Origin of the sequence: Actinospineispora spinosispora DSM 44797, assembly GCF_000429025.1 — a bacterium.
In the GTDB taxonomy this organism is placed as follows: domain Bacteria; phylum Actinomycetota; class Actinomycetes; order Mycobacteriales; family Pseudonocardiaceae; genus Pseudonocardia; species Pseudonocardia spinosispora.
The window spans coordinates 687,753-713,061 of the sequence record NZ_KE386834.1 but is presented as its reverse complement, the minus strand read 5'-3'; the positions used below and the strand labels follow the sequence as shown (position 1 = coordinate 713,061).

The following is a 25,309-nucleotide window of genomic DNA, read 5'->3' as shown; positions in this document are numbered from 1 at the left end:
GTCGTACTATCCGAAAGCATGAAGTCCGATTTCGTATCACCTGGGTCCGCGCTACTGGCTCTACAACGGGCCACGCATGCCACGCTGCAGGTGCTGGCCGCTGAACTCGCGGATCTGGACCTGACCGCATCCGAGATCAACGCGCTGGCCAACCTCGCGGACGGCGAGGGGCGGACGGTGTCCGAGCTGGGCGTGGCGATCGGAAGCCGCCCGACGACCCTGACCAGCGTCCTCGACCGCCTGGAACGCCGAGGCCACATCACGAGAGGCACCCGCCCCGGCGACCGTCGCTCGGTACTGGTCGAGCTGAGCCCGTCCGGAGAGGCGACGGCGGGCACGATCGCCGAAGCGCTGGCGGCTCTGGAACGACGAGCGCTGGGCGATCTCCCCGAGGACGTCGTGCGGAACTTCCGCACCGTCCTGCGGGCGCTCACCGAGGTGTCCACATGAGCCACGACTCCCGGTTCGAGGACCTGATGCGTGAGGCGATGCGCGATACCGAGCACTTCGGCCACCGCCAGCACATCAAGCTGACCTGGCTCGCGGTACTGCAGTACGGCGCCGACGAGGCGACGAGACTGATCAGTTCCGGAATCCGCCGCACCGCGAGATACGCGGGCGCGCCACAGAAGTACAACAGCACCGTGAGCCGCGCATGGGTAGAGCTCGTGAGCCACCACGCCGCCGAGGCTCCACACCGCGACTTCGACGAGTTCGTCGAGGTCAACCCGGCACTGCTCGACAAACGACTGCTCAGCCGCTTCTACCGATCCGCGACCCTGGCCTGCGCGAACGCGCGCAGCGGATGGGTAGAACCCGACCTGGATGACTTTCCGTGGCGATGAATCTCCGATCGAGTTGTTGACACGAAGTCGTGTCAACAACTAGGAAGTGCATGTGACACGACGTCGTGTCACTTCTTCCAGCGCCGTGGAGGCACCGTGACCGCCGTTCGTCCCTACCGTGGCGTGAGCGCGGAGGACCGGCGTGCGCAGCGGCGCGAGAAGGTCAAGTCCGCGTGCCTGGACGTCGTCGGGGACAACGGCGTCACCGACCTCACGGTCGAAGCGGTCAGCGCCAGGGCCGGGCTGACGAAGCGCTACTTCTACGAGGGCTTCGCCGACCTCGACGCGCTGCTCGCCGAGGTCATCGACGACATCTTCACCGAGCTGCTCGCCGAGATCCTGGCCGCGCTCGACGCCACGGACCCCACGGTGGCGCATCGGGCGCACACGATCGTGAGCCTGCTGATCGACTTCTTCCAGCGCGACGTGCGCAGGGCCCGGCTCTACGTCGAGGCCCCCGGCCAGCCGACGCTACGCGCTCGCCGTGACGTGGCCTTCGACCTCTACACCCGGCTGCTCGTCGAGCACCTGCACGCGGACTCGACGCCGCGGCGATCGGAGCCGTGGCCGCCGACAACGGTGCCGGACCGCCGCCGGGCACTCGCCGCACTCATCGTCGTCGCCGGTGTCACCGAGGCGATGACCGCGTGGCTCCGGGGCGCCGTCGAGCTCGATCGGCACGAGATCGTCGACGAGATCACCCGAGTCATGATCGCCGCGCTCGAATGACCCAGCACTGCAGCACCGCCCCCACCACCCACCGAGGAGATCACCCATGACCGCCACCGCCGTCGGTATCGACCTGTTGAGCTCGAAGTCCTTCGCAGGAGGACATCCCGTCGAGCAGTATCGCTGGCTGCGGGAGAACGCGCCGGTGTACCGCCACGAGGAGCCGGACGGCCCCGGCTTCTGGGCGATCACCGACTACGAGCTCGTCCGCCAGGCCAGCAAGGCACCGGAGGTCTTCTCCAGCGCCGAGGGCGGCATCCTGCTGACCGACTTCCCGCCGGAGGAGCTGGAGTTCTTCCGGACGATGATGCTGGCGATGGACCCGCCCAAGCACTCGTTCTACCGACGGCTCGTCGGCGGCCTGTTCACCCCGAAGCGCGCCGCGCTGTGGATCGACTCGATCAGCGACACCGTCCGCAGCATCCTCGACGAGGTGTGCGAGTGGGGCGAGTGCGACCTGGTCCTGGACATCGCGGGCAAGCTGCCCTCGTACGTGATCGCCGAGCTGGTCGGCATCCCCAGGGCGGACGGTGTGCGGCTCTACGAGCTGACCGAGATCATGCACTCGGCGCCGGACGCGGTCACCGAGGAACAGCGCTCGGCCGCGATGATGGAGATCATCGGCTACGCCAACCAGGTCCGCGCGGACAAGCTGGAGAAGCAGACCGACGACCTCGCCAGCCGTCTCGTCGTCGCCGAGGTGGACGGCCAGCGACTGACCGAGCAGGAGTTCGCGTCGTTCTTCATGCTGCTGGTCAACGCGGGCGGCGACACCACCCGGAACCTGATCGGCGGCGCGACGGCGAACCTGCTCCGCAGGCCCGATACGCTCGCCCGGCTGCGCGCCGAGATGCCGACGCTGATGCCGACCGCGGTGGACGAGCTGCTGCGGTTCCAGAGCCCGGTCATCTACATGCGCCGCACGCTGATGTCCGACACCGAGCTCGGTGGCGTGCGGTTGGCGAAGGGCGACAAGGTCGCGCTGTACTACGGCGCGGCGAACCGGGACGACAAGGTGTTCGAGCGGCCCGACGAGCTGGTCCTCGATCGCACGCCGAACGAGCACGTGGCGTTCGGCGGCGGCGGAGCGCACTTCTGCCTCGGCTCACACTTCGGGCGGATCGAGATCAACCAGATGATGAGCCAGCTGCTGAGCCGGTTCACCGACCTCGAGGCGACCGCTGAACCGACCTGGCTGGCGTCGAGCTTCATCTCCGGGCCGACGAACCTGCCGGTGAAGTACACCCCGCACAAGCCGGTCGGCGCCTAACGGTGCTCCAGCTCCACCGCGCCCGCCGGACACACCTCGACGGGCGCGGTGGACGGCGCGGGCGTCTTCGCCATGACCGAGCGCAGCACCAGCACCAGGCCGATCACCACGACACCGAGGCCCGACGCGATCACCGGCAGCGCGATGGGACCGACAGCGCTGATCACCAGACCGCCGACCACCCCGGACAGCCCGGCTCCGAAGTAGATCGCCGACGCGTTGATCGAGAGCAGCAGCCCTCCCTCCGGCGCGAGCTCGATCAGCAGGTTCTGCACGGGCGGGTTGAAGGCCCAGGTGAACGCGCTCCAGGCGAACAGCGCGAACCCGGCGCCGACCACCGTCGTCGCGGTCAGCGGAAGCGTGCCCACCGCGACGACGAACCCGACCATCGTGATCATCAGGGTGCGCATCGCACCGATCCGGTCGGTCGCGAAGCCCCCCAGCGTGTTGCCGACCACGCCGCCGACGCCGTAGGCCAGCAGCAACACACCGACGATCGGCCCGCTCACGCCGGCGGTCGCGCCGAGCAGCGGCACGACGTAGGTGTAGACGCTCATGGCACCCAGGACACCGAAGATGGTGATCGCGAGCATGATCAACACGCGCCGATCGGCCGCGACCGCGAACCGTTCACGCAGCGCCACCGGCGCCGCGGGGGCGACCTTGGGCAGCAGGAAGACGACCAGCGCGGCGGCGATCAGGCACACCAGCGCGATGACCCCGAACACGCCCCGATACCCGAGGCTGCCGCTCAGCAGGTTCCCCAGCGGGACGCCAACCACCATGGCCATGGTCAGGCCGCCGAACACCACGGCGACCGCCCGGCCCCGTTCGGCGGCGGGTAGCAGGCCGGTCGCCACCAAGGTCGCGGCGGGCGTGTAGACGGCCGCACCGAAGGCCGCGATCACCCTGGCCGCGAGCAACAGCGGGTAGTTCGGCGCGAGCGCCGCGAGCCCGTTGCCCAGACCGGCCACCAGCAACGCCACGAACAGCAGGGTCCGCCGCTCCCATCGCGCCGTGACCGTGGCCAGCAGCGGCGCACCGACCGCGTAGCTCAGCGCGAACGCGGTCGACAGCTGACCCGCGGCGGTGAGCGACACGTGCAGGTCCGAGCTCACCGCCGGAAGTACCCCGGACACGACATATGCGCTGGTCCCGACGGCGAACGAACCACCGGCGAGCAAATAGGTACGCGCGGACATCAAGCGGCCCCCTCAGACCTGTCTGATGGTTGGACCATCGCCAAACTAGTCCACGATTGGGTAAATTTCCAACAATCCGACTGTGGGGTAGCCTACGTCGCCATGAGAACGCAGGTGGCCTGATGCGCGAGCCTTGGCAGCCCGCCACGGAGGACATCGAGCTGGCGCAGGTCATGCACGCGCTGGCCGACCCGGTCCGCCTGGAGATCGTCGCGCGCCTCGCGCGCACTCCCGGGCTCGCCTGCACGGCCGCCGCGAGCGGCATCGATCTGCACAAGTCGACGATGTCGCACCACTATCAGGTGCTCCGCGAGGCAGGCGTGACGTTGACCCGGCTCGACGGCCGCACCCGGCTGGTCGAGCTGCGCCGCGACGACCTGGACGCGCGGTTCCCCGGTCTACTCGATGCGGTGCTGACCGCTCTTGCACACCGCACCGCGGCACGTGCGTAGGACACCGGTCAGACAGCTAGTCCTTGAACAACGGCGGCATGAACCGCAGCATCAGCGCCGACCAGGTCAGATGCGTGAGGATCGGCGCCTGGACTCCCCCGGTGGCCCGGCGCTGGAGCCCGAAGATCGTGCCCATCACGATCGAGGCGAGCACCAGGGCGGGGTTACGCGTGGCGATCGTGGTCAGCGAGTACAGAGCGGTCGAGACGAGGACCTTGCGCTCGCCGATCACGTCGTACACCGCGCCCCGGAAGAAGATCTCCTCGGCGGCGCCGTTGGCCAGCGTCGTGAACAGGACGAGTCCGGCCGAGCCCTCGTGGGCGTACCCGAGCAGCCGGGTGATCGGACCGTTCAGCATCGGGATGCGGCGCGCGACCAGCGCGGCGAGGTAGAACCCGGCGAACGCCCCGGCGCCGAGCAGAACCGGCGCGACCACCGCGCGTGGCTCACTGGCCCCGCGTCCTCGGTGCACCCGCCCGGATGCGCGTCCGCCACCGGCCCAGATGGCGGCCACCCCGAGCGTCAGACCGTAGAACCGAGGCGAGTCCGCCTCGCTGCGCAGCGAGGCGTTCAGCACCCCCGCGCCGGCGATCCCGGTCACCGCGACGAACGTGCGTCGACGACGTCGTGCCTCGTCCACCGCGAGTCGGTTCACGCGGCGCCCACCAGCGTCCGGCGCTCGCGCAGCGCTTCCAGCACCGCTCGGTCGTAGCTCATGGGCTCGAAGGGTACGAGGTCGCGGATGCTCGTGTCGCGGACGACGACCTCGGTGTTCATCGAGCCCAACAGGGTGCGCGCTGCCCGCACGTTCACGTCGGTGACCAGCCACAGGCTCAGCGACAGCCACTGCGACGACGGCCAGCACCAGGACAGCGGCGGGGTGAGCGCCAAGGAGAGCAGCGGGACGGGGACGACCAGCATCGGTCGTCCCTCGATCGCGGCGACCCGCCGGATCATGTCGGCGTAGGCGAGCACATCCGGTCCGCCGATGTCGAACGTGCGGTCCTCCGCGTCGTCCAGCGCGAGCACACCGACCAGGTAGCGTACGACGTCGCTGATCGCGATCGGCTGGGTCAGGGTGTTCACCCAGGTGGGCGCCATCATCAGCGGCACCCGCTCGACCAGCTGGCGGGTCATCTCCCAGGAGATACCGCCGTGGCCGACGACGATGCCGGCCCGCAGCGTCGTGACCGGCACCCCGGCCGAGCCGAGCAGCTGCTCGACACCCCGGCGGCTGCGCAGGTGCGGGGACAGGGTCTCCGCGCTGTCGCCGAGCCCGCCCAGGTAGATGATCCGGCCGATCCCGGCGTCGGCGGCGGCCTCGGCGAACGCCCGTGCCGCGTCGGCATCCTTCCTGGCGAACCGGGCGTCGTCGAGCGAATGCACGAGGTAGTAGGCGGCGTCGCAGTCCCGCAGTGCCTCGCGCAACGAGACGGGGTCGTGGACGTCGCCGTACACCGCTGTTCCAGTGCCTTCGTACGACCCCGGCCGCCGGGTCATCGCCGTCACCTCGTGCCCGGCCTCCTCGAGAGCCGGACACAGTCGAGAGCCGACAAAACCGGACGAACCTGTCACCAGAACACGCATGATGGATGTAGTACCCCCTCCCCGCGCCCCGGAACCTGACATTGGGTCAGGTCACAGCATGAACCGGCCAGGAACGGGAAAGCTGTGTGGTGACCCGCTTCTCCGCTACCAACACGTCCGAGGCCGTCGTCGCCGCTGAGCGAGCCGACATCTGGGCGGTGCTGACCGATCCGGTGCTGCTGCCCAAGCTGACCCCGCTACTGCGCCGGATCGACGCCGACGGCGACGTGTGGCGCTGGCACATGGTCCGGATCGCGGTCTTCGGCGTCGGGATCAGCACCACGTTCACCGAACGCATGCGGTTCGACGAGGGACGCCGCATCGACTACACGCACGAGCCGCCGAACGGAACGGTGGAACGCACCGGCGCCGAGGGCACCTACGAGCTGACCGATGTGGACGGCGGCACCCATCTCGCGATCAGCCTGACGCTGCACGTCGAGCTGCCACTGTCGAAGCTCGCCACACCGGCCGTCACCCGGATCATGGAATCCACCATCCAGCGCACCGGCGACCGCTTCGCCGTCAACCTGCTGGACCATCTGGGCGTGTCCCGCACCGCGCGGCGGTAACCCCTTCGCGTTAACCCACATGCTCTAGTGGGTGGTCCCTTGCTCTACACGGTGAGAGCGTTCGCCACCTGGGTAGTACTCGTGTGAGGGTCACTCACTGAGCTTTCACGCTCAGCGACCGGGGACAGCCGACGCGGGGGCAGACAGATGGCCGACATCGCTTTAGCGTTCATACTCATGATCGGGGGCGCGTGGCTCATGCTGCTGCTCGCCGGTCTGGCCCTGGTCGTCGTCGGAATCCGCGGCGCGATGCCAGCCCGAGACAGACAGACTGCCGTCGCGCACGACGCACCGCCCGCGCGGACACGGATCACCGTCGGCGAGTACGTCGAATCGAATGCTCGCCGGCGCGCCCAGGGGCCGGGCCATCCCACATGGTCGGGCACGCCCCTGTCCCTGGACCCGATGCCCGGCCTACGGGCCTAACCGCCGCGGGTCAGACGACCAGACCTCGACGGAACCCGCGCGCGACGGCCTCCGCGCGATCCTGCGCCTGCAGCTTGCGGAACAGGCGCCGCGCGTGCGTCTTGATGGTGTCCTCGGACAGGAACAGGTCCTTGCCGATCTGCCCGTTGGTCTTGCCTTCGCTCATCCCACGCAGGACCTGCAGCTCACGTTCGGTCAGAGACACCGCGCGCTCCGAGGTCGGCCTGCCGCCCACCGCCGCATCCTGGGCGGCCGGGCTGGTCAGCGCGTGCGCCAGCGTGGCGACGACCTGCGGGTGCGCGGCGTCCCACCGGAGGAATCCCCGAGCGCCCGCGGCGATCGCGGCCGTGACGCCACCGATGTCGTCGCGCGAACCGAACATGATCACGTTGGCCCGAGGGCATGCGGCGATGAACCGCCGCGCGGTCTCCACGCCGACCGGCGCACCCCGGTTGGTCGCCATCAGCACGATGTCCATCGGGGACCGCGAGTAGCGCTCCAGCAGCCCCTCATAACCCACGTAGTCGACCCGGTCGACCCCAGCCACCTGCGTCAGCGCCCTGACCAGGCCGTCCCGCACCTGTCGCCGGTCTTCACACACCAGAACTGTGGACACAAAGCCCTCCCCCGGCCGCCCCCGCGACCTACGATTCGAGACCCCATGGGCGGCCCGCAGGAAGCCCAAGGAGACGTACACCGCGCAGTGCCCACCCACATCAGTGCCGGATGACCGCCACCTGATCACGCACGGTGATGACCGCACCGGCGGTCACACCCACATCAACGACACGGACACCACTTGAGATACCCCCGACTTCCTGTCCGTTGATTATTTGTTCCAACAGCCCTCGGTTGTATTGCCAACCTTCACTCCATCGGCGGCGAAATCCCATGGGGTGGACACCGAAGTCGATCATCAACGATCGCGGCGTTCCGGGCAGCTCCCAGGCACGCCCCGGCGTTGCGATAATGTCTGCTCCGCCGGGGCGGTAGCTCAGCTGGTCAGAGCAGCGGACTCATAATCCGTCAGGTCGTGGGTTCGAGCCCCACCCGCCCCACTATCTGACCGGCGGTTCTGCCGCATATTCCGCTTATATGACCTGACCTGTGACAACGGTGTGACAACGCCGGTACGAGACACCGGCCTGCGGACACCAAAGCCGCCGCTTCAGCCGCGGCGGTCGCCACCTCGGGGAGCACCGAGCGCGCACTCACCGTCCCTGGCGCCACTCGAGCCTGAGACGTTCGCCGATGGACACGTCCGGATCGAACGTGGCAGTGGTCCGGGCGGAACGTCAGTACGCCTGCCCCTGTGCTGGCCGGGTTCTCGGCCCAGCGTCAGGTGTCCACGCGGTCGAGGTAGAAGTGGGCCCAGGTGATGACCTCGTTGACCTCTGTCCAGATGACGGGGCCGCGCAGGAGCGTGACGGTCCCATCGGCGCTGGTGCCCGTCATCTCCCATTCCGACCAGGTCTCGTCGCCGTCGGTGGCGGTGCGGGTCACCGTTGCTTGCAGCCGCGCGAAAGTGGCGAACAGAGCGGTCCAGTTCCGCAAGACCGTTGCCGAGCCGGTGAAGCCGCGTGCGGGATGCAGGGGCGTCTCGCATTGGTAGTCCGGAGCGAAGCACTCCGCGACCCGGTGCGGGTCGTGGGAGTTGATCGCCTCGCGCAGTCTGCTGACTGAGACGGGTGGTGTCATCGTGGTGCACCTCCTCGGAGCGCTACAGTGACGCTAGCATAAAACGAGCGCTCGCTCTATTTATGAAAGGTGGCATGACATGCCTCGGGTCAATGACGCCCATCTGGCGGCACGCCGGGAGCAGATCGTCGAGGCCGCCCGAGGTCTGTTCTCCGCACACGGGTTCGCGCGCACGACAATGAAGGACATCGTGCGCGCCTCGGGCCTGTCCATGGGTGCGGTCTACCGGTACTTCCCGAGCAAGAGCGACCTGGTGCTCGCGGTCTGCGAAGGACAGGGCGGCGAGGTCGACGGGAGCTTCCCCGTCGAGCCGCCTGAGCAACTACTGTCCCGACTCGCCGGGCGGGTGGGACCGGGCGAGCCCCACGCGCGGATGGCGATCCAGATCTGGGGTGAGGCCGTCCTCGTTCCCGACCTGGGCGAGCGCGTCGTTGCCACACACCTGCGCCTGGAGGACCACCTCGCCCGGTTACTCGCCGAGGGTCGCGCCGCCCAGGCCGGCAATGCGACGGCGCGGGCGTCGGCTCAGCTCACCCTCGCCGCACTGATAGGCCTGGCCGCGTTGACAGCCAACACCATCCCTGTCGATCAAGAACGGTTTATCGCTGCCCTCACCGAGCTCGTCCGAACCACCGGAGACGGTGACGCGCCCTCACCTGCCGCGGAGTAGTTCGTCGCCACTGGCGCCAGCGTGGTCATCCCCGAAAGACCCGATTGCCAACCTGCCTCCGGCCCGCCGCGGCCACGGCGAGCAGCTCTGCTTCCGGCAGTGATCTACCGGCTGTGGCGGGAACGCGAAGAGGCGAGCCGGCATCCTGACACCTGGTAGAGCCCGAGTCCCGGGAACCATCGCCCAGGGGTGGCGATGAGCTGTTTCCAGAGTCGGAGGTCATCGTCGCCGACGTCGGTCAAGGGTCCGAGTTCCTCGACCTGCGTCAGCGAACCGAGCAAGAAGCCCGCACCCGGCGAGCCACCTTCGGACACCGGTACGACGCAGGTGACATCGATGTCGTCGAGCATGCCGGTCTCGGTGAGCAACCGGGGCAGTTCGCGCCCGAACCGTACGTCGGCTCCCCTCGCGCCGAGACCCGCCCACAACCCGGCCAGCACTCTGCCGTGGAGCTCGTTCCCCGCGGCATCTGTGGGGAAGACATCGCCTTCCTCCAGCAGGACGCGTCCGCCGACCTTCACGAGACCGAGCAGAGTGCGCAGCGCGGCGACCCGCGCAGGAACATGGTTGAGAACAAGCCGGGTGTGCACGACGTCGAACGTCTCGGCCGCGAACCCCGCGGTGCTGATGTCCGCCTCGACCACCTCGACATTCGGCGGAAGATCGGTCAGCAGGCTCACGTCGATATCGGTGGCGACCACGGACCCGGCGGGACCGACCCGATCAGCCAGGTGACGGGCGACCGATCCGGCACCGGCACCGACCTCCAGGCACCGCCCCCCGAGGGGAATCCCGAGTGTGTCCAGTCTCGGGAAACTGGTCCGGTCATACGTAGCCTCGAGCGTGGAGAGACGCTCCGACGCCTTTTCCCAGACGTTGGACAATGCGTATTCATAGCTCACGTAATGTGCTCCAGTCGGGAAGAAGCCAGGATCAGCACGATCTGCCAGCCTGTTCTCAGCTCGGGCGTTCCTCAGCGGACCAGCTCTGCACGTCAAAATTAGCCGGCATCCGCATGAAGACCAGCCGGACCGGGCCGTCTACGACGCGGGTCCGATGTCCCTTTCCGCTCGTGTCGTCGGCCATGAAGATGTCGCCCGGGTTCCAGCGTCGGGTCTGTCCGTCGGTCGTCTCCACCTCGAGGCATCCGGTCAGCAGGATCACGAACTGGCGGTCGGGCGCCACATGCCAGCTCTGATCGAGCTCGCTCGGCAGATCGACGATGACCGCACAGGTGGGATTGAGAGCCTTCGAGAGCTGATACGTACCCCCGAATTGGTCGAAGTCACGCTCGGGGAACGTGAGTTCGAGCTCCGAGAAGACTGAGCCGCCGTCGGACGCATCCGAGAAGCGGATAATTCGCATGGTAAGCACTTCTTTCGCTAGCCGGTGCGGCACGTTCCAGGTACACGTCGCCGAGGGCGCAGCGGGTTCAGAGTCCAGCCCGGCCGGAGGATCGATATCGGATCCGGTCGTCGAGGGCACCCGCCCTGCCGCCTCGGAGCACACCACAAAGCGGTAGTGCTCCCCCACCGGCACGTGCCGAAGACCCGCGCAACCACAGCCGTCGAACTGGTTCTCAACAACCGGTCTGAACCGACGACCGCTCGCTACCCGTGACAACTTCGACACCCATTGAGGAAAGGGGATCAAGAACCCAGTTGGAACACCAACTTCCACCCTCGACTGCCGCTGTCCCCTCAATCCGTGACTGCACTGGCCCACGGGGAAGGAGAGTGCTCATGGCCGAGTCGTACAAGACCGTTGCCGTCAGCTGTGGCCTGGAGCCTTCACAGCTGCTCCCGAATGCAGCGCTACCGATGTGGAACGCCGGGGTGACCTCCCGAGCTGCCTTTGTCGCGCAGTGCCGCACCACGGCCGACGTGCAGGCCTCGGTGCGTATCGCCACCGTGCTGGGCCTGCCGCTGTCGGTGTTCAGCGGCGGGAACGACTGGCAGGGCCGCGCCCTCCGCGATGGTGGCCTGGTCATCGATATCTCGCTCATGGATTCTGTCGATGTCGATGTCGCGTCCCAGACCGCACGGATCGGCGGCGGAGTCAGATCGGATGCACTGGCGAGACAGACCGAATCGTTCGGATTGACTCCAGTCACCGGCACCGTCGGCTCGGTACACGTGCTTGGCCTGAGCCTGGGGGGCGGCTACGGCCCGTTGGAAGGACGCTTCGGGCTGGCGTGCGACAACCTGGTCGCCGCGGAGCTGGTCACGGCCGATGGGTCCGTGCGCACGGTCGATGCCGGGCACGATCCGGACCTGCTCTGGGCCTTGCGCGGGGGCGGGGGCAACTTCGGGGTCGTGACCGCCGCAACCGTGCGCCTGCACCGCCTCGGCCCGGTCCACACCGGAATGATCATCTATCCGTGGTCTCAGGCCGAGTCGGTGCTCACGCGGCTGGACCCACTGCTCGCGGCGGCCTCTGACGAGCTCAGCGTTCAAACGATCATCGCTACGGGCCCCGACGGCGAACCATTCGTGGCCATCATGCCGACCTGGAGCGGGTCACTGGAGCGGGGAGTTGAGGCCGTGGCGCCGTTGCAGCGCCTGGGCACGGCGACCTCCTCGAACGTGGGCCCGACGGCCTGGAGCACGATGATCGCGGGGGTGGCCGAATCATTTCCCCCCGGACGTCATGCGCGCATCCGGACCAGAAACGTAGCGAGGTTCTCCCCTTCTGTGGTCCGAAAGCTGATCGAGGCCGGCTCGTCCCGATCCTCTGCGCTGTCCGCGCTCTCGATCCATCCTTTCCATGGCGCGGCCACGCGGATCCCCGCGACCAGCGCCGCCTTTGGTGAGCGTCGACCGCATCACCTGGTCGAGATCGTCGCGCTCTGGCCGGCAGATGGCCCGGCGGACGCCGACTGGGCCGACCGGGTTCATCGATCGCTCGCCGAGGACGCTATGCCCGGCGGATACGTCAACCTGCTCAGCTCACAGGACCACGAACAGATCAGCCACGCCTACGGGGACGGGACCGAGCGGCTACTCGCGATCAAGTCCCGCATCGATCCCACGGGCGTATTCAGCGCCACGCCTCTACCCGGCCACAGCCGGACGCCCGCGTCACCGGAGGGCTCGACACCGTCGACCTCGCCGGGCACGGCAACTCCACCTTCGACCGTGCCACCCGGACCATGCGGGAGTTCGCCCGCGACGTCGCCGCGGTGACCGATGCCGAATCGGTCGAACGCGCCGCCGTCGTCGGGCACTCCCTCGGGGGCGCGGTGGCGGTCGAGTTGGCCCACCTGCACCCTGACCTGGCGCGCAATCGGGATCGTCCGGCGCTACCTTTTGCACGATATCGCCCAGAAGGGTCGCTTCACGGGCTCGACGAGACAGAACGACCTCCTGAAGGCCTATCAGTTTCGCTGCATTCCCACCGGGCCGTGCGCGTTCTATCCGATGAACGACGGCTGGACCAGTCCTCGCCGGGGAGCTCGGCCCCGAACAACTTCCCGCGGCCTCGTTCGAGCAGCGGAACATCGAGCGGATTCTCGCGCTCGGATGAGCATCGAAGACGGGTCCTTGCGGTCACCGGAGACGTTTGACGAACCAGTGGTGCGCATAGCTCTCGTCGCTGAACGCGGGCACCTCGACGTAACCGGCCGAGCGATAGAGGTTGATCGCCGCCACCAGCGCGCGATTGGTCTCCAACTGAACCTGGTGAGCGCCCATCGCGGACGCGCGTGCCTCGAGCTCCCCGAGGAGCCGCCGCCCCAGCCCGACGCCGCGGGCGTCGCCGTCCACCCACATACGTTTGATGTCGCATACGCGGCCGCCCTCACGCGCCACGAGCGCACCGCAGCCGACTGGTTCTCCCGCGCGCCGCGCAATCAGCAGAACGCCAGCCGGTCGACGCAACTGGTCGTCATTGGCGCTGATGCTGCGCTCGACGTCGAACCCCTGGTCGAAGTGCTCGTCGAGCTCAGCGAAAAAGCTGCGCAGGCAGTAGCGCACCGCCCGGTCGGCCGGATCAGTCTCGACGATCTCGACATCATCCATACCCCGCGCACGCGGCGCGCCCGCCGGAACGTTCATGGGGTTCGCCCTAACCCGCCCGAACCAGGAGGTGGAATTCTTGTCGAGGACTCCGATCGTGCTGGTACACGGTTCGTACCACCAACCCGCCCACTACGCGGAGCTGGTCAGCCGTCTCAGGAAGGTCGCGAGCAGCGTGACCGTGCCGGACATCGGCATGCTTCCCCTCACGAGGAGCATTGCGCTGGTCCAGGACATCGTCGATCAAGCGGCTTCGCCGCCGGTAGTCGTGGGCCATTCATTCGGCGGCGCGGTCGCCGGCGCGCTGCACGGCGCACGCCATGTCGTCTTCCTGTCGGGTTGGGTGCTCGACGTCGACGAGACGGCCGGCGGCATGCTGGCGAAGGTCGGCGCTGACGATCCGGCCGCGAGCTCGGATTTCTTGCGGGCGCTTCAGCTTTCCGTCGACGGGTCGAGCGCCTGGATCGCTCCCGCGGCGGCGAGGGACCTGTTCTATTCGGACTGTCCGCCGGAGGTCGCGGACCACGCTGTCGAGCTGCTGCGTCCTGACACGCCGCTGAATTTCGAACTGAGCCCGACCTCGGCCGCATGGAAGACCACGCCGTCGCTGTACGTCTCGACACGACATGACCGCACCTGGCCGGCATCGCTGGCCAGCGAATTCGCGCAACGGTGCGGACATGTCGTGACCATCGAGACTGGACACTCGCCCTACCTCAGCGCTCCTGACCTCACCGCCAGCGTCATCCTCGATTGTCTGTGACACCGCTCCGGGCACCTCGGCGATGTCCGCGAAGTCGTTCCCGACGACCGCTGGCCCCAGCGTGAGCCAGAAGGCGCAGCCGGCTGTGAACCTCAGCTGGTCCGACCGCGTGTTTACGGTATGAGCGGGTACGCGATGGGCCGGACGGCTGGCGAGCGAGAGCGACTCGACATGCAGGACCGGGTCTTCTCGCCGCATTCGACGAATCTGTTCCGTCAAGCCGGCGTCGGGCCAGGTGATCATGTGCTGGACGTGGGATGCGGCACCGGCGCAACGACACGGCTGCTGGCCGAACTGGTCGGCCCCGCCGGAAGTGTGCTCGGTATCGACAACGACCCGGCGTCACTGGAGGTCGCCGAGGAGCACACGCGGGCGAGTGGTCTGTCCAACGTCGGTTACCGCGCAGGGGATCTCACTGAACTCGTGCCGGGCGAATCCTTCGACGCGGTGGCTGGGCGGCTCGTCCTGCTGCACCTTTCTGATCCGGCCGCGGCGCTGGCTCGCCTGGCTAGGTGTGTGCGTCCTGGCGGGCTCATCGTGTTCCAGGAGATCAGTTGTAGCCGGGTACGCGCCGTGCCGCAGATACCGGCGATGCTGGACTGGGTCGGCTGGATGTCCATGTTGTCCGCGTACGCCGGTCTGGACGCCGATATCGGCGAACATCTCCCCGCGATGTTCACCCGCGCCGGACTTGCCGACGTGAACGCCGTCGCCGTCGCCGTCGCCGTGATCGGCGATAGCAAGAGCCTCGTGCCCCGCTATCTGGCGCAGACCCTCAGCTCGGTCGGCCCGCTGGCAGTGGCGTCCGGTGCGGCCACCCGGCAACAGATCCGGGAGTTCCGTGAACGACTCCTCGAAGAGGCGGCCGACCACGGATGCGTTCTCTACACGCAGGAGCTCACCAGTGTGTGGGCCCGGGTCGAGGGGGATCCGCGTGGCTGACACACCCCGATGCCAGGCCTGGCGGGCTCTGGTCGCTGGCTGATCCGGTGCGCCTCCCGGACCACCGCAACCTGACCGAGGCCGGACGACGACTGGGCAGGAGATGTCGTGCAAGAGACCTTCGTGCGGGCGTCGCATCGCTGTCGAACACGGGGCGCCTGATCAAATGATCAGCGCAGCGTGGCTTCGAGGACCGAGAGAGGACTGCGTGTGGGGACAATGCGGTCGAGGGTGAAACCGGCACGATGGAGCAGGTCGCGATACTCCTTCTCGGTACGCTCCTTGCCGGTCAACATGCCCAGCATCGTCAGGTCGATGGCCTTGGTCAGATGCGGTTCGTCACCCTCGGGGACCACGCCCTCGATCACTAGCAGGCGAGCTCCGGGCGCCCCTGCGGCAGCGATGCTACCGAGGAGGAGCTGGCAGGCGTTGTCGTCCCAGTCGTGGAGGATGGCGCTCAGGACGTAGATGTCCGCTGGCGGGACCTCGATGAAGAAGTCTCCGGCACGCACCTCAATCCGGTCGGTGAGGCCGGCAGCGGACAGGACGGGCCGTGCCGCGGGCACCGTGGTGGGCCGATCGAACAGGATGCCGCGGCGGCCGGCGTCGCCGTCGTGGGTGAGCAGTTCGACGAGCACGCTGCCGTCGGATCCGCCGATGTCGGCGACCGTGCGGCCTGCCGGGAGTTGGTAGTCGTCGAACATGCCGGTGCGCAGGCTCGAGGTGACGTCAGCCATCGCCTGGCTGAACAGAACCTCTCGCAGCGGGTCGTTGGCGATCCAGTCGAAGAACGGCTCACCGAGGTATTTGTCGGAGCCCGGGTGGCCGGTCCGCACACTGTGGAGCAGCTCGCTGAAGGGCAGGTAGTGGGTTTCCATCCACATGCGAGCGATGCCGTGCAGAGACTGTGGGTGCTTCTCTGAGAGAGTGGTCCCGACTGGCGTGACGTTGACGTACTCACCGTCGATGGTGAAGACCCCGAGCGGCGCGAGGGTCCGGATGAGCCGGTGCAGCGGCTCATCCTTGGCGCCGGTGCGCTCGGCAAGGTCGGCGACGGTCTGTGGGCCCTCCTGCTCGAGGATCGTGGCTACTCCCAAGACCGCGACCACGTAGATGGCCTGCGATACCTGGAAGCCTCCCAGCAGTTGCATCATCACCGCACTCGGCGGCGGTCCCGCGACAATCCCGGCCTCAGGCATCTCCCGCGTCATTCCCGCCCCATTCACGTTGGCTGAGCCCCTGTGGCCCATCTGCTTGGCTCACGGCCGGCGAGCCGCCTCGGGTTCACCTGTCCCAGGTTCACCAACGGATTGGGAGCGTGAGCTCGGCGCGGGTCGTAGCGCAGCCCCAGTGCGCTCTACGGAAACTTTGGTCGATACTCGCAGAGCGTCATGCGATGGCCCTTCGACGTGCTCAGACACGCCGACAAAGCCCTGGACTCACACCACCACCTGCGACGTGACCTGACGGCGGGGCTCAAGCATGACCGGCGACGGGGCGCGGCATGTAGTGCTGCTCGAGCTCGACGACCTCGGCGTCGTCCAGGTCGATGTCGATCGCGGCGACCGCGTCGGTGAGGTGATGTGGCTTGGTCGCCCCGACGATCGGCGCCGTGACCACGGATCGGCTCGCTACCCAGGACAGCGCCACTTGGGCGCGGGAAACTCCGTGTCGTTCAGCGATCTCCGCGACCTTCTCGACGATACGACGATCCGAGTCGGGGTAGGAGTCCGCGATGAAGCTGTCGGTGGACGCGCGTTCGGTGGTGGCGTCCCAGTCTCGCGTGAGTTTCCCCCGGGCCAGCGGGCTCCACGGGATTGAGCCGATACCTGCGTCCCGGCAGAGCGGAAGCATCTCGCGCTCCTCCTCGCGGTAGAGCAAGTTGTAATGGTTTTGCATGGTGACGAACCGCGTCCAGCCATGCTGCTCCTGAACGTGTAGGGCCTTCGAGAACTGCCAGGCCCACATCGACGACGCCCCGATGTAACGCGCTTTGCCTGCCTTCACCACGTCGTGCAACGCTTCGAGGGTCTCCTCGATCGGCGTGTCGTAGTCCCAACGGTGGATCTGGTACAGGTCGACGTAGTCCGTCCCCAGCCGCCGCAGTGACGCGTCGATCCCCCGCATGATCGCCTTGCGCGACAACCCCGCCCCGTTGGGTCCGGGCCGCACCCGTGCCCAGACCTTGGTGGCGAGGACTATCTCGTCCCTGTTCGCCATTTCGCCCAGCCAGCGCCCGGTGATCTCCTCGCTGGTGCCTTCGGAGTAGAAGTCGGCGGTATCGAAGAAGTTGATTCCTGCATCGAGAGCCTGAGCGAAGAAGGGCTTCGCCGCGTCGACGTCCATCGACCACGGATACCCCCCACGGTCAGGCACCCCGAAGCTCAGGCACCCCAGACAGATCCGAGACACCTCGACCCCGGTACACCCCAGCCTTGTGAACTCCACTCGATCATCCTCTCGCCGTCACATCACACCCGACACGACACGCTTCCTGAGAGCGGTTGGGTTCAGCCTCGGCGGACCAGTTCGATCAGTTCGTGGCGTGATCCGGTGGCGGTCTTGGCGTAGATGTTGGATAGGTGGAAGGCCACGGTGCTGCGGGCGACGTAGAGTCGCTCGGCGATCTGCGCGTAGCTGAACCCTTGGGTGAGTAGGTCGGCGACCTCTCGCTCCCGGTCGCTCAACGCCGCCAACGGATCAGTGGTCGGCGTGATCGTCCACCCGGCCGTGTCTACCTCGGCCAGCTGGTTGTCGGCCGCACGCTGTGCGCTGGCGGCGCCGCTCGCATCGCCGAGACCACGCCGGACGCGAGCGAGGTCGCGAGCCAACAGAACGGCGTGGACCCGTAGTTCGGCCATTCCGTGTGTACGCGCCTCACTCAGTGAGCGAGCCGCTTCGGTGAGATCACCAGCCAGCTCGGCGCTCAATCCGCGCAGCCAGGCAACACCCGCTTCGCGCCAGATGATCGGGGTTCGGCTGGTTGCCAACCGCTCCGCGAGATCACGGACCGCACTCGAGCGATCGGTAGCGGCGTTCATCAAACCGAGGGTCAGCAGCCACAGCGACGGCTCGGCGCCCGTCCAGGTGACCGTACCGAAGTCGGCGTGCAGCTCATCGAGATAGCTGCGCTGCTCGTCGTGCCGGCCACTGAGACGCAGCGACAAGAACTCGACGGTCGCGGCCATCGAAATGGCCGGTGGCCAGGGGGCCTCCCGCAGCGTCGTCCTCGCCCGGTCGCGATACGGGTCCAGCGTGCGGGTTTCCAGGTGCGCCAGCGCGGCCACGGCGCTGACCATAGGGTTCTCCAGGCCGTAGCGGGCCGCGAGGCCCGCCCTGACCAGCTCGCGTGCCCGCGGCCAGTCCCCGCGCAGCCAGTGCGCGTACCCGAGCAGAGCGTGGAATTCCCCTTCGCCCATAGCGACCAGACCGTCGTCGATCCGAGCTGCGAACGGTTCGAGGTTGCGGACCGCGACATCAGGAAGGCCACTCACCGCCGCGGCAGCTCCTCGCCAAGCGCCGGCGAGTTCGAGTCCGTCGAGCAGACCAGAGGGAGGACCGGCCACTCCCACATCGGCCGCCACCGCACTGGCAAATCCGAAGTACCCGCTCAGACAGGGGTCGAGCACGGACTGCGCACCCGCCAACTCCAACTCCCCGCGGGCCCGATCGGCCGATCCGCCGGTGACCAGCTGGGTCCACGCCCGCAGAACGTGCAGCCGAAACCGGGTCCGCTGGTCGGTCGCCTCGACCGCCGCGGTCGGAATCGACATCAGCACCGACGAGGCCCGGGACCACCGCCGCTGGCCGACCAGGGCAAATCCGGCCACCAGCTTGCGCCGCGCCTCGTCATGGGCGAAACCGATCCGGGCGAGTCGCCGCTCGACCCACTCGACATCGCGGGCCAGCACACCGTCGAACAACGCCTCCAGCAAACGCCGCTCACGGTCGGCGGGATCCGAACTCACAGCACTCGCCCACATCCCCACCCGGCTCGCCTCCCGGAATCGCCGAGTCAGGTGGATCGACCAGGCCGAGGCCGCCAACTCGGACGCGAGCTCGTCGTCGTGGCCCTCGACCGCGAGAAAGCGGTGCCGCAGCGCCTCGATCGGCGAGTCGACCAGAGCCGAGGCGTGGCGATGCAGGGCACGCAGCTCGGCCGGCGGGATGCTGTCGGCGGTCGCCGTGCGCAGGACCCCGCTGGCGATCCGCAGCTGCGACCGCTGCGCGGGGCCTCGGGACAGCAGCAGGCCCAAGCCGTGAAGTCTCGCGGCGGCGGCGGTCGGGTCAGCCAGGCCGGCTAGTGCGCCTGCCGTGCGCACCGGGGCCCACTGGTCACCGAGGACGACCACGGCCCGCAGCAACGAGGCACTGTCGACATCGAGACGCAGTAGACGGGCGGCGAGGGTACGCCCCAACTCTCGCGGTGCGGGTAGTTCTTCGGAGTCGCGGATCGCCTCGAGCGGATGTTCGTGCAGGATGGTTCGCAGCCACAGCGGGTTACCGGCAGTGTGCTCCCACAGGCGTCGGCTCACCTCATCGTCGGCCTCGGGCCAGGCCGAGGCCACCACATCGGCGGCGGTTCGCTCGTCTAATCCGGTCAGCTCGAGACTGATCGCGCGATCCGCATCGAGCGCCAGGCGGTTCCACGGTTCCAGAGCGCGGTCGGCCAGAGAACCAGCGGCCGCCGCGACCAGGAACCGATCGGAGAACGTGCGCTCGACGAGGCGAGCGATCATGTCGCTCGACTCGGGGTCGAGGAACTCCAGATCGTCGATCACGATCAGCACCGGAGCACCGCGGCGGATTTGTTCCATCCAGGACCGGAGCATCCTGGCCGCCTGCAACGAGGTGAGGTCCGGATCGGGCTGTCCCCCCAACACCGCCCACTCGACAAGTGCGAAGTAAGGCTGCTGCCAGTCGCCCGCTGCGTGCAACCACAGCACGTGAAACCCATCAGCCGCGGCCGCCACGTGGCGCAGAAAGCTCGTCTTGCCGGTACCGGGCGGGCCCTCTACGAGCAGCGCTGTGGGGATCCCGTCACGGGCGCGCGACAGAGCTTCGTTCAGCACGGCGACCTGGCGAGTGCTCCACTTCGGTGCATAGCCAGCGTCGAACGAACAGGACTGGTCATTTCGAACAGTCACCTCGGCGGCCTCTCTCACCACAGTGGATCTCGTCACCGGGCCGATGTGATCACACGCGTCGGACGTTACACCGGACGCGAGGAGAACGGATGGACCCCGAGAACCCTGAGACTAAGCTTCCCGCCGCTGATCCAGCCGACGATGCGGGCGAGCGGCTGGAATCGCTCGTCAACGAATACCGCGGCGCTGTGTTCGCTTACGCCCGGCAGCTAACCCGAGGTGACGACGGCTGGGCGGAAGATGTCCTACAGGAAACTTTTTTGCGCGCCTGGCAGCACAGCGAACGCCTCACGCCCGAATACGGCTCGGTCCGTGGGTGGCTGATGCGAGTCGCGCACAACCTGGTAATGGACGGTTACCGGTCGGCCCGGATGCGCCACGACGAGTCACTCGACGTCGCCGGCGACATCGCGCTGCCGGAACCGACCGGCCAGATTCTCTCTGTCCACGTGGTACGCCAGGCGTTGGCTCTACTGCCCGAGGTGCACCAGCGAGCACTCGAGGCAACGTATCTGAAAGATCAGACGACCACCCAGGCGGCGCGCCAGCTGAATGTCCCGGTCGGCACGGTGAAGAGCCGCGTGTTCTACGGGCTGCGGATGTTGCGCTCGATCATGCGGGTCGACCTACCGTCGGCGGCATGACCGGAGACTTCGGACCACGACCGGTCACGCCAACGCCGCGGGCGATGGCGGCATGGGAGTGGGCGAAGCCTGGCTACCATTCCGAACACCGGGCCAGCTCTCGCAGCTTTGCTCGATCCACCTTCCCGATCGCGGTCACCGGCAAGTCATCGATCACGCGGATCGCGGCCGGGATTTTGTGAGCCGACAGACTCCCGCGGGCGATCTCGTACAAGTCTTCGAGGAGGCGGTCCGAGGCTGGATGTTCGGTCTGGACGTAGGCGACGATGGTCTCGCCGTACACGTCGTCGGGCAGGCTGGTCACGGCGACGCCGACGACACCGGGGTGTCGTCGCAGCACGTTCTCGACCTCCACCGGCGAGACGTTCGAGCCACCTCGGACGATGATGTCGCCAATCCTTCCCAGGAACCGGAGCTCACCGTCGTCTTCGAACGTGAAGAAGTCCCCCGTCTTGACCCAGCGATCGGCAGGCTGCCGATCGACCGAACGTTCAGCCGGATCCCAGTAGCCCGCGAAGGCGGACGGTGAGGTTATCCAGAGTTCGCCGGACGAGCCTTCCCCTGCCGTCTGAGCAGCGGCGACGAGCCTGACACCGACTTCGCGCGACACTCGGCTGAGTGGACCGGGTCGGCCGCCACAGGTGAGCGCTCCCGCAACCTCGGTCGAGGCCCAGAACTGCCTCAGAGGCGCACCCCACCTGGCCTCTATCCGCCGCTGCAGGCCGGTCGGGAGGGTATCGCCACTGCTCACCAGGGAAGCAACGGAATCGGGGCAACCGCGCTCGCCGACCACCGCGTCCATCGTGGCGAACATGAACGGTAGACCCACTACCGACCTGCATTGATGCTCGTCGATCGCGGTGAGAGCGTCTCGCGGATCGAAAACGGATCGCCCGACGACAGCGACGCGCAGCCGTACCAGAGCCAGCCAGGAGAACAGACCGAAGGCGTGAACCCACGACGGGAGCAGCAGTGCCGGCCCGAACCGAGGGAGGACACCTTCGGTCATGAGCGACGCGGTCGCCGCCAGGGTGCCGGCGGTGTGTGCCACGTACTTGGGCTCACCCGTCGAGCCGGATGTGCTCAAGAGGACCGCGACATCGTCGAGACGACCGCCGACGTCTTGACACTGCTCGCCCCAGCCGTCAGGTCCGGCGAGGGCGGAACTCCCCTCGGAGGCCATCAGGTCGATACACACCACTGATCCTTTCGCGGCGTCGCCGAGCCGGCGGAATGTGGCGACGCCTGCTGAGTCGCCGGCGTACGCGCGCGGAGCGGTCTGGGCGAAAACGCGGGTGAGCTCCGGAGGGGTCAGGCGGATGTTGGTCGGACAGGCGATCGCCCCCAGCCGCAGGCAGGCGTAATACAAGGCGAGCAACTCGGGCCGGTTCGCCATGTGCAGCACCACGCGATCACCGCGGTTGATCCCGATCCGGGTTAGATGATCGGCGAACATGAGCGATCCGCGGTGCAGCTGAGAATAGGTCCACGCTCCTCCTTCCGTCACGACCGCCGGCCCCCAGGGGTTTTCCCGGCAAGCCGCTTCCAAATCGGCCAGCGGAGCGATCGGTAGGTTGCGGGGCGAGCGCATTGCGCATTCGAAGTGGTCCGCGTGTCCCATGCCTGGGACACGCTCCGACGCGACCTGATGGTTCACCGCACGCCGACATTCTCGTGACCCGGTCGGCGTCACCCTCGGGCGACGCCGACTGCGCCAGGGTGCTCTAGCGCCCGACTGTTGAGCGCTGCCGAGTTCGGCACGTCACCGAGGCCCTCTACGACCTCGTCGTCGGTTGGTCGGTCGACACCACCCCGCGCGGGCCGGGCTGCTGGAAGCCCATCATCGAGGAACGCATGGGGTGCGCGGGGCTATTTGCCAGCCTCGGGAGTGCTCACCCAGAACCGAGGCTCCTCGTTCAGTCCAGTCAGCAGCTCGCGAGCCGACTTGACCAGGCGAACCGGCAGACGTCGCAAGGACCCACGGCAGCCGGCCCGAACATTTCGAAAATGCGGAAGTTGACATCGATACGTCCGAGTTGCGTCTGAGGACGCGATCGCTGGCGGCTGGTCTAGCTCAGGCAATCCGGACCGCGATTGCTGGGTCGACCTCGGCGGGCGGGTATCGAGTCATGACGAGATGGTCGTGCCCCGGGACCACCTCGGCGCGGCTTGCGGCCTGTTTGAGCCAGGCCAGCCCGTTGTACATGTCGGGGAGGCTGGATGCGATGTGGAACGGACGCTCCAGCTCGAACTCCTCGTAGGTGTGTGAGGTGTCGGAGGCCAGGATGACCGGTCGATCACCGGCCCCTTCTACCTCGACCACGATTTGACCGGGGGTGTGTCCGGGCACCGGTCGGAACGAGATACCCGACAGCCCTGGGTCGTCCACCGGCACCCTCAGTAGCCGGCCTTCGCGGTGCGCCTGTTGTACCCGGGCGACCTCCTCGGCCTCGACCGCGGTGGCGAACAGGGGGCGGGCCGCGATCGGACCGGTCCAGAAGTCGTACTCGGCGGCCCCGGTCACGATCTGGGAGCGGGGAAACAGGTCCGCGTTGCCGATGTGGTCGTAGTGGAAATGGGTGAGCACCAGGTGCGAGACGTCTGCCGGGTCCACCCCTACCCTGCTCAGCGCATCGGGCACGGGGGTGATGAGGGTGCGTTTGCGCCGGTCTGCCACGCCCGGGCGGAAGCCGCAGTCGACGACCACCGTGCGTTCGTCGTTGCGCACGACCCAGAAGTAGTAGTCGATCAGGACCGGCTCGTCGGGCTCGTCATAGGTGTGGAAGGACTGGTAGAGGACGTTCTTGGTGGTGTGCCATTCACCGTATTTGACCGCCAGCACCTCGTAGCCGGTCACCAGTTATCCGTCGACTTTGTCGAGCTCCATGGTGCGAGACCGCTCATTGAGACTCCTCGAACGCCAGCTGACTACTGGAGGATGGGCTGGGCTCGTGTCTGACACCAGTCTCGACCGGCCGTCGTGACCAGTAGTTGGCCAGTAGCGAGCCGGTGACGTTGCCCAGCGGGCTGAACACAGCGGCTGGTACTCCAGCCGTGGCGATCATGCCCATCGAGGCGGCCAGACCGCTGGCCATGCCGCCGTTCTGCATTCCGACTTCGAAGGCCACTGATCGCGCGGAGGGGATGTCCAGCCCGGTGGCTCGGGCGCCCCAGTAGCCGAAGGTGAATCCGGTCAGGTTGTGGATCAGCCCGATGAGCAGCAGCACTGCACCCACCGTGAGCAGGGTGTCCCTTGCCGCGGCGGTGACCACGGTGTTGTAGTACATGATCCCGAACATGGCCAGGTAGGGCATGAAGCGCTCAACCGCCTCGTACCGCTCGGCGATGGCGAAGTAGGCCCGAGCGATCACCACGGCGGCGGCCGCGTAACACACCTGCTCGAGCCCGTGCGCCCCGTTCTCCGACAGTACGGCGGCGAGCGAGCTCCAGCCTCCCGCGGCCATGAAGATCAGCCACGCCACGGAGACGCCCGCCGCGATGTCCACGGTGCGCCGGCCCCTCGGGCCCGAGGTACGCAGGTAGTCCACCAGCAGAGCTGCGCCGACTGGCACCAGCGTGATCCGGATGACGTCGAACATCATGGACAGGAAGCTGACCTCGATGATCTGGCCCGCGAACAGCTTCATCAGTGACGGCGTCGCCAGCGGCGCGAGAATGGTCGACACCGCGGTGATGGTCACGGCCAACCCGAGGTTGGCCCTGGCGAGCAGGCTCATCACGTTGGACGCCAGACCACTGGCGACACAGCCGTAGAGGATGACACCCAGACCCACCTGTGGTGGCAGGTCGAACAACAGGACCAGGATCAGCGCGGCGGCCGGCATGACCGTGTAGTGACCGATCAGGCCGACCAGCACGCCACGGGGTTGGCGGACCACACCCTTGAAGTCGTCGATCTTCATGTGGGTCGCCATGCCGAACATGACCAGCTGGATGATCGTCGTGATCAGGAACTTGTCGGTGAGCTCGACTCCACCCCAGGACTTGAGTGCATTCGGATAGACCAGCGCCGCGAAGACACAGGCGAGGGTCCACCCGGTGTACTGGTAGCTGGCCAGCGCGGGCAACGCACCGAGCCCGACGGCGGCGCAGAAACCGGTCACCACCAGCGCAGGCTGCCAGACCTGCGATGAGCTGGTGGCGATGCCACCGATCAGCACGATGATCCCGACAGCCGCCAGACCGAGACATCCGAGGCGCAGCTTCTTCATTGAGGCTCCTAGAATATCCGGAATATGAAGATAACTTCGTGATGCGAGACACGGTAGTTCGCACCTAGTTGCTCGGTCAAGAACTAACTGCACCAAAAGTTCCACAAGAAGCAC

Annotated in this window: 28 protein-coding genes and 1 tRNA gene; 14 read left to right on the top strand and 15 right to left on the bottom strand. The window is 67.4% G+C overall.

Annotation, left to right across the window (positions count from 1 at the left end; genetic code table 11):
• Positions 1 to 18 precede the first annotated feature (18 nt).
• From G406_RS0132700 to G406_RS0132685, 4 genes are all read left to right on the top strand, one after another.
• Positions 19 to 450: a MarR family winged helix-turn-helix transcriptional regulator gene (locus G406_RS0132700; RefSeq protein ID WP_028937058.1), complete on the top strand. Its 432-nt coding sequence runs from the start codon at positions 19 to 21 to the stop codon at positions 448 to 450.
• A complete protein-coding gene (locus G406_RS0132695) occupies positions 447 to 845 on the top strand; it encodes a hypothetical protein (RefSeq protein WP_028937057.1) in 399 nt (132 codons plus the stop codon). Before G406_RS0132700 ends, G406_RS0132695 begins: the two co-directional genes overlap by 4 nt.
• Before the next feature lie 96 nt (positions 846 to 941).
• Positions 942 to 1,574: a TetR/AcrR family transcriptional regulator gene (locus tag G406_RS54785; protein WP_051342989.1), complete on the top strand. Its 633-nt coding sequence runs from the start codon at positions 942 to 944 to the stop codon at positions 1,572 to 1,574.
• Between the two features lie 46 nt (positions 1,575 to 1,620).
• Positions 1,621 to 2,844 (top strand): cytochrome P450, encoded by a 1,224-nt coding sequence (locus tag G406_RS0132685; RefSeq protein WP_037079521.1) that lies wholly within the window; start codon positions 1,621 to 1,623, stop codon positions 2,842 to 2,844.
• On the opposite strand, the gene G406_RS51405 is transcribed toward G406_RS0132685, so the two are convergent.
• On the bottom strand, positions 2,841 to 4,046 hold the full coding sequence (locus G406_RS51405) for an MFS transporter (RefSeq protein ID WP_051342988.1): 1,206 nt from the start codon (positions 4,044 to 4,046) through the stop codon (positions 2,841 to 2,843). The genes G406_RS0132685 and G406_RS51405 overlap by 4 nt on opposite strands.
• 122 nt (positions 4,047 to 4,168) lie before the next feature.
• Here G406_RS51405 and G406_RS0132675 point away from each other — a divergent pair, with 122 nt between their 5' ends.
• Entirely contained in the window at positions 4,169 to 4,498 is a 330-nt protein-coding gene (locus tag G406_RS0132675) for an ArsR/SmtB family transcription factor (RefSeq protein ID WP_028937055.1), read from the top strand.
• A gap of 16 nt (positions 4,499 to 4,514) precedes the next feature.
• Here the strand turns inward: G406_RS0132675 and G406_RS0132670 are convergent, their stop codons facing one another.
• Positions 4,515 to 5,153: a CPBP family intramembrane glutamic endopeptidase gene (locus G406_RS0132670; protein ID WP_245607292.1), complete on the bottom strand. Its 639-nt coding sequence runs from the start codon at positions 5,151 to 5,153 to the stop codon at positions 4,515 to 4,517.
• Entirely contained in the window at positions 5,150 to 6,085 is a 936-nt protein-coding gene (locus G406_RS0132665) for an NAD(P)H-binding protein (RefSeq protein ID WP_028937053.1), read from the bottom strand. Before G406_RS0132665 ends, G406_RS0132670 begins: the two co-directional genes overlap by 4 nt.
• An 89-nt stretch (positions 6,086 to 6,174) precedes the next feature.
• Here G406_RS0132665 and G406_RS0132660 point away from each other — a divergent pair, with 89 nt between their 5' ends.
• Together G406_RS0132660 and G406_RS0132655 are read left to right on the top strand one after the other, a co-directional pair.
• Positions 6,175 to 6,657: an SRPBCC family protein gene (locus G406_RS0132660; RefSeq protein ID WP_169736830.1), complete on the top strand. Its 483-nt coding sequence runs from the start codon at positions 6,175 to 6,177 to the stop codon at positions 6,655 to 6,657.
• Between the two features lie 177 nt (positions 6,658 to 6,834).
• On the top strand, positions 6,835 to 7,083 hold the full coding sequence (locus G406_RS0132655; protein WP_156935273.1) for a hypothetical protein: 249 nt from the start codon (positions 6,835 to 6,837) through the stop codon (positions 7,081 to 7,083).
• A gap of 10 nt (positions 7,084 to 7,093) precedes the next feature.
• Here G406_RS0132655 and G406_RS0132650 read toward each other — a convergent pair whose 3' ends face one another.
• Together G406_RS0132650 and G406_RS57445 are read right to left on the bottom strand one after the other, a co-directional pair.
• Complete coding sequence (locus G406_RS0132650) at positions 7,094 to 7,699, bottom strand: response regulator transcription factor (protein WP_028937050.1); 606 nt, start codon at positions 7,697 to 7,699, stop codon at positions 7,094 to 7,096.
• A gap of 100 nt (positions 7,700 to 7,799) precedes the next feature.
• A complete protein-coding gene (locus G406_RS57445; RefSeq protein WP_156935272.1) occupies positions 7,800 to 8,000 on the bottom strand; it encodes a hypothetical protein in 201 nt (66 codons plus the stop codon).
• 66 nt (positions 8,001 to 8,066) lie between these two features.
• Here G406_RS57445 and G406_RS0132640 point away from each other — a divergent pair.
• Positions 8,067 to 8,141, top strand: a tRNA-Ile gene (locus tag G406_RS0132640).
• A gap of 280 nt (positions 8,142 to 8,421) precedes the next feature.
• Here G406_RS0132640 and G406_RS0132635 read toward each other — a convergent pair.
• Entirely contained in the window at positions 8,422 to 8,781 is a 360-nt protein-coding gene (locus G406_RS0132635) for a nuclear transport factor 2 family protein (RefSeq protein ID WP_028937049.1), read from the bottom strand.
• A 79-nt stretch (positions 8,782 to 8,860) separates the two neighbouring features.
• On the opposite strand from G406_RS0132635, the gene G406_RS54780 reads away from it, so the two are divergent.
• On the top strand, positions 8,861 to 9,451 hold the full coding sequence (locus G406_RS54780; RefSeq protein ID WP_051342987.1) for a TetR/AcrR family transcriptional regulator: 591 nt from the start codon (positions 8,861 to 8,863) through the stop codon (positions 9,449 to 9,451).
• Between the two features lie 104 nt (positions 9,452 to 9,555).
• On the opposite strand, the gene G406_RS54775 is transcribed toward G406_RS54780, so the two are convergent.
• On the bottom strand, positions 9,556 to 10,353 hold the full coding sequence (locus G406_RS54775) for a class I SAM-dependent methyltransferase (protein WP_169736829.1): 798 nt from the start codon (positions 10,351 to 10,353) through the stop codon (positions 9,556 to 9,558).
• A gap of 55 nt (positions 10,354 to 10,408) precedes the next feature.
• Positions 10,409 to 10,990, bottom strand: coding sequence for a cupin domain-containing protein (locus G406_RS54770; protein WP_156935271.1), 582 nt, complete (start codon positions 10,988 to 10,990; stop codon positions 10,409 to 10,411).
• Between the two features lie 203 nt (positions 10,991 to 11,193).
• Between G406_RS54770 and G406_RS59155 the strand changes: the two genes are divergently transcribed.
• Together G406_RS59155 and G406_RS58575 are read left to right on the top strand one after the other, a co-directional pair.
• Positions 11,194 to 12,636: an FAD-binding oxidoreductase gene (locus G406_RS59155; protein ID WP_051342984.1), complete on the top strand. Its 1,443-nt coding sequence runs from the start codon at positions 11,194 to 11,196 to the stop codon at positions 12,634 to 12,636.
• On the top strand, positions 12,603 to 13,016 hold the full coding sequence (locus tag G406_RS58575) for an alpha/beta fold hydrolase (RefSeq protein WP_245607291.1): 414 nt from the start codon (positions 12,603 to 12,605) through the stop codon (positions 13,014 to 13,016). The genes G406_RS59155 and G406_RS58575 overlap by 34 nt, the downstream gene beginning before the upstream one ends.
• On the opposite strand, the gene G406_RS51380 is transcribed toward G406_RS58575, so the two are convergent.
• Entirely contained in the window at positions 13,000 to 13,506 is a 507-nt protein-coding gene (locus tag G406_RS51380) for a GNAT family N-acetyltransferase (RefSeq protein ID WP_084216526.1), read from the bottom strand. The genes G406_RS58575 and G406_RS51380 overlap by 17 nt on opposite strands.
• Positions 13,507 to 13,564: 58 nt before the next feature.
• Between G406_RS51380 and G406_RS0132605 the strand changes: the two genes are divergently transcribed.
• Positions 13,565 to 14,230, top strand: a complete 666-nt coding sequence (locus G406_RS0132605) for an alpha/beta fold hydrolase (protein ID WP_169736828.1) — start codon at positions 13,565 to 13,567, stop codon at positions 14,228 to 14,230.
• Between the two features lie 120 nt (positions 14,231 to 14,350).
• A complete protein-coding gene (locus tag G406_RS51375) occupies positions 14,351 to 15,172 on the top strand; it encodes a methyltransferase domain-containing protein (protein ID WP_084216525.1) in 822 nt (273 codons plus the stop codon).
• A 170-nt stretch (positions 15,173 to 15,342) separates the two neighbouring features.
• On the opposite strand, the gene G406_RS0132595 is transcribed toward G406_RS51375, so the two are convergent.
• The 3 genes from G406_RS0132595 to G406_RS0132585 form a co-directional block, all read right to left on the bottom strand.
• Positions 15,343 to 16,383, bottom strand: coding sequence for a methyltransferase (locus G406_RS0132595; protein ID WP_169736827.1), 1,041 nt, complete (start codon positions 16,381 to 16,383; stop codon positions 15,343 to 15,345).
• Positions 16,384 to 16,648: 265 nt separating this feature from the next.
• The gene (locus G406_RS0132590; protein ID WP_281172583.1) at positions 16,649 to 17,584 is read right to left on the bottom strand and encodes an aldo/keto reductase; all 936 of its coding nucleotides are present in this window, start codon (positions 17,582 to 17,584) and stop codon (positions 16,649 to 16,651) included.
• 98 nt (positions 17,585 to 17,682) lie between these two features.
• A complete protein-coding gene (locus tag G406_RS0132585; protein ID WP_156935270.1) occupies positions 17,683 to 20,244 on the bottom strand; it encodes a helix-turn-helix transcriptional regulator in 2,562 nt (853 codons plus the stop codon).
• A gap of 164 nt (positions 20,245 to 20,408) precedes the next feature.
• Here G406_RS0132585 and G406_RS51370 point away from each other — a divergent pair, with 164 nt between their 5' ends.
• The gene (locus G406_RS51370) at positions 20,409 to 20,963 is read left to right on the top strand and encodes a sigma-70 family RNA polymerase sigma factor (RefSeq protein ID WP_064743109.1); all 555 of its coding nucleotides are present in this window, start codon (positions 20,409 to 20,411) and stop codon (positions 20,961 to 20,963) included.
• Positions 20,964 to 21,036: 73 nt separating this feature from the next.
• Here the strand turns inward: G406_RS51370 and G406_RS0132575 are convergent, their stop codons facing one another.
• From G406_RS0132575 to G406_RS0132565, 3 genes are all read right to left on the bottom strand, one after another.
• Positions 21,037 to 22,584, bottom strand: coding sequence for a class I adenylate-forming enzyme family protein (locus G406_RS0132575; RefSeq protein ID WP_156935269.1), 1,548 nt, complete (start codon positions 22,582 to 22,584; stop codon positions 21,037 to 21,039).
• Positions 22,585 to 23,037: 453 nt separating this feature from the next.
• Positions 23,038 to 23,820, bottom strand: a complete 783-nt coding sequence (locus G406_RS51365; protein WP_064743108.1) for an N-acyl homoserine lactonase family protein — start codon at positions 23,818 to 23,820, stop codon at positions 23,038 to 23,040.
• Between the two features lie 43 nt (positions 23,821 to 23,863).
• The gene (locus G406_RS0132565) at positions 23,864 to 25,195 is read right to left on the bottom strand and encodes a bile acid:sodium symporter family protein (protein ID WP_028937043.1); all 1,332 of its coding nucleotides are present in this window, start codon (positions 25,193 to 25,195) and stop codon (positions 23,864 to 23,866) included.
• Between the last annotated feature and the right edge of the window lie 114 nt (positions 25,196 to 25,309).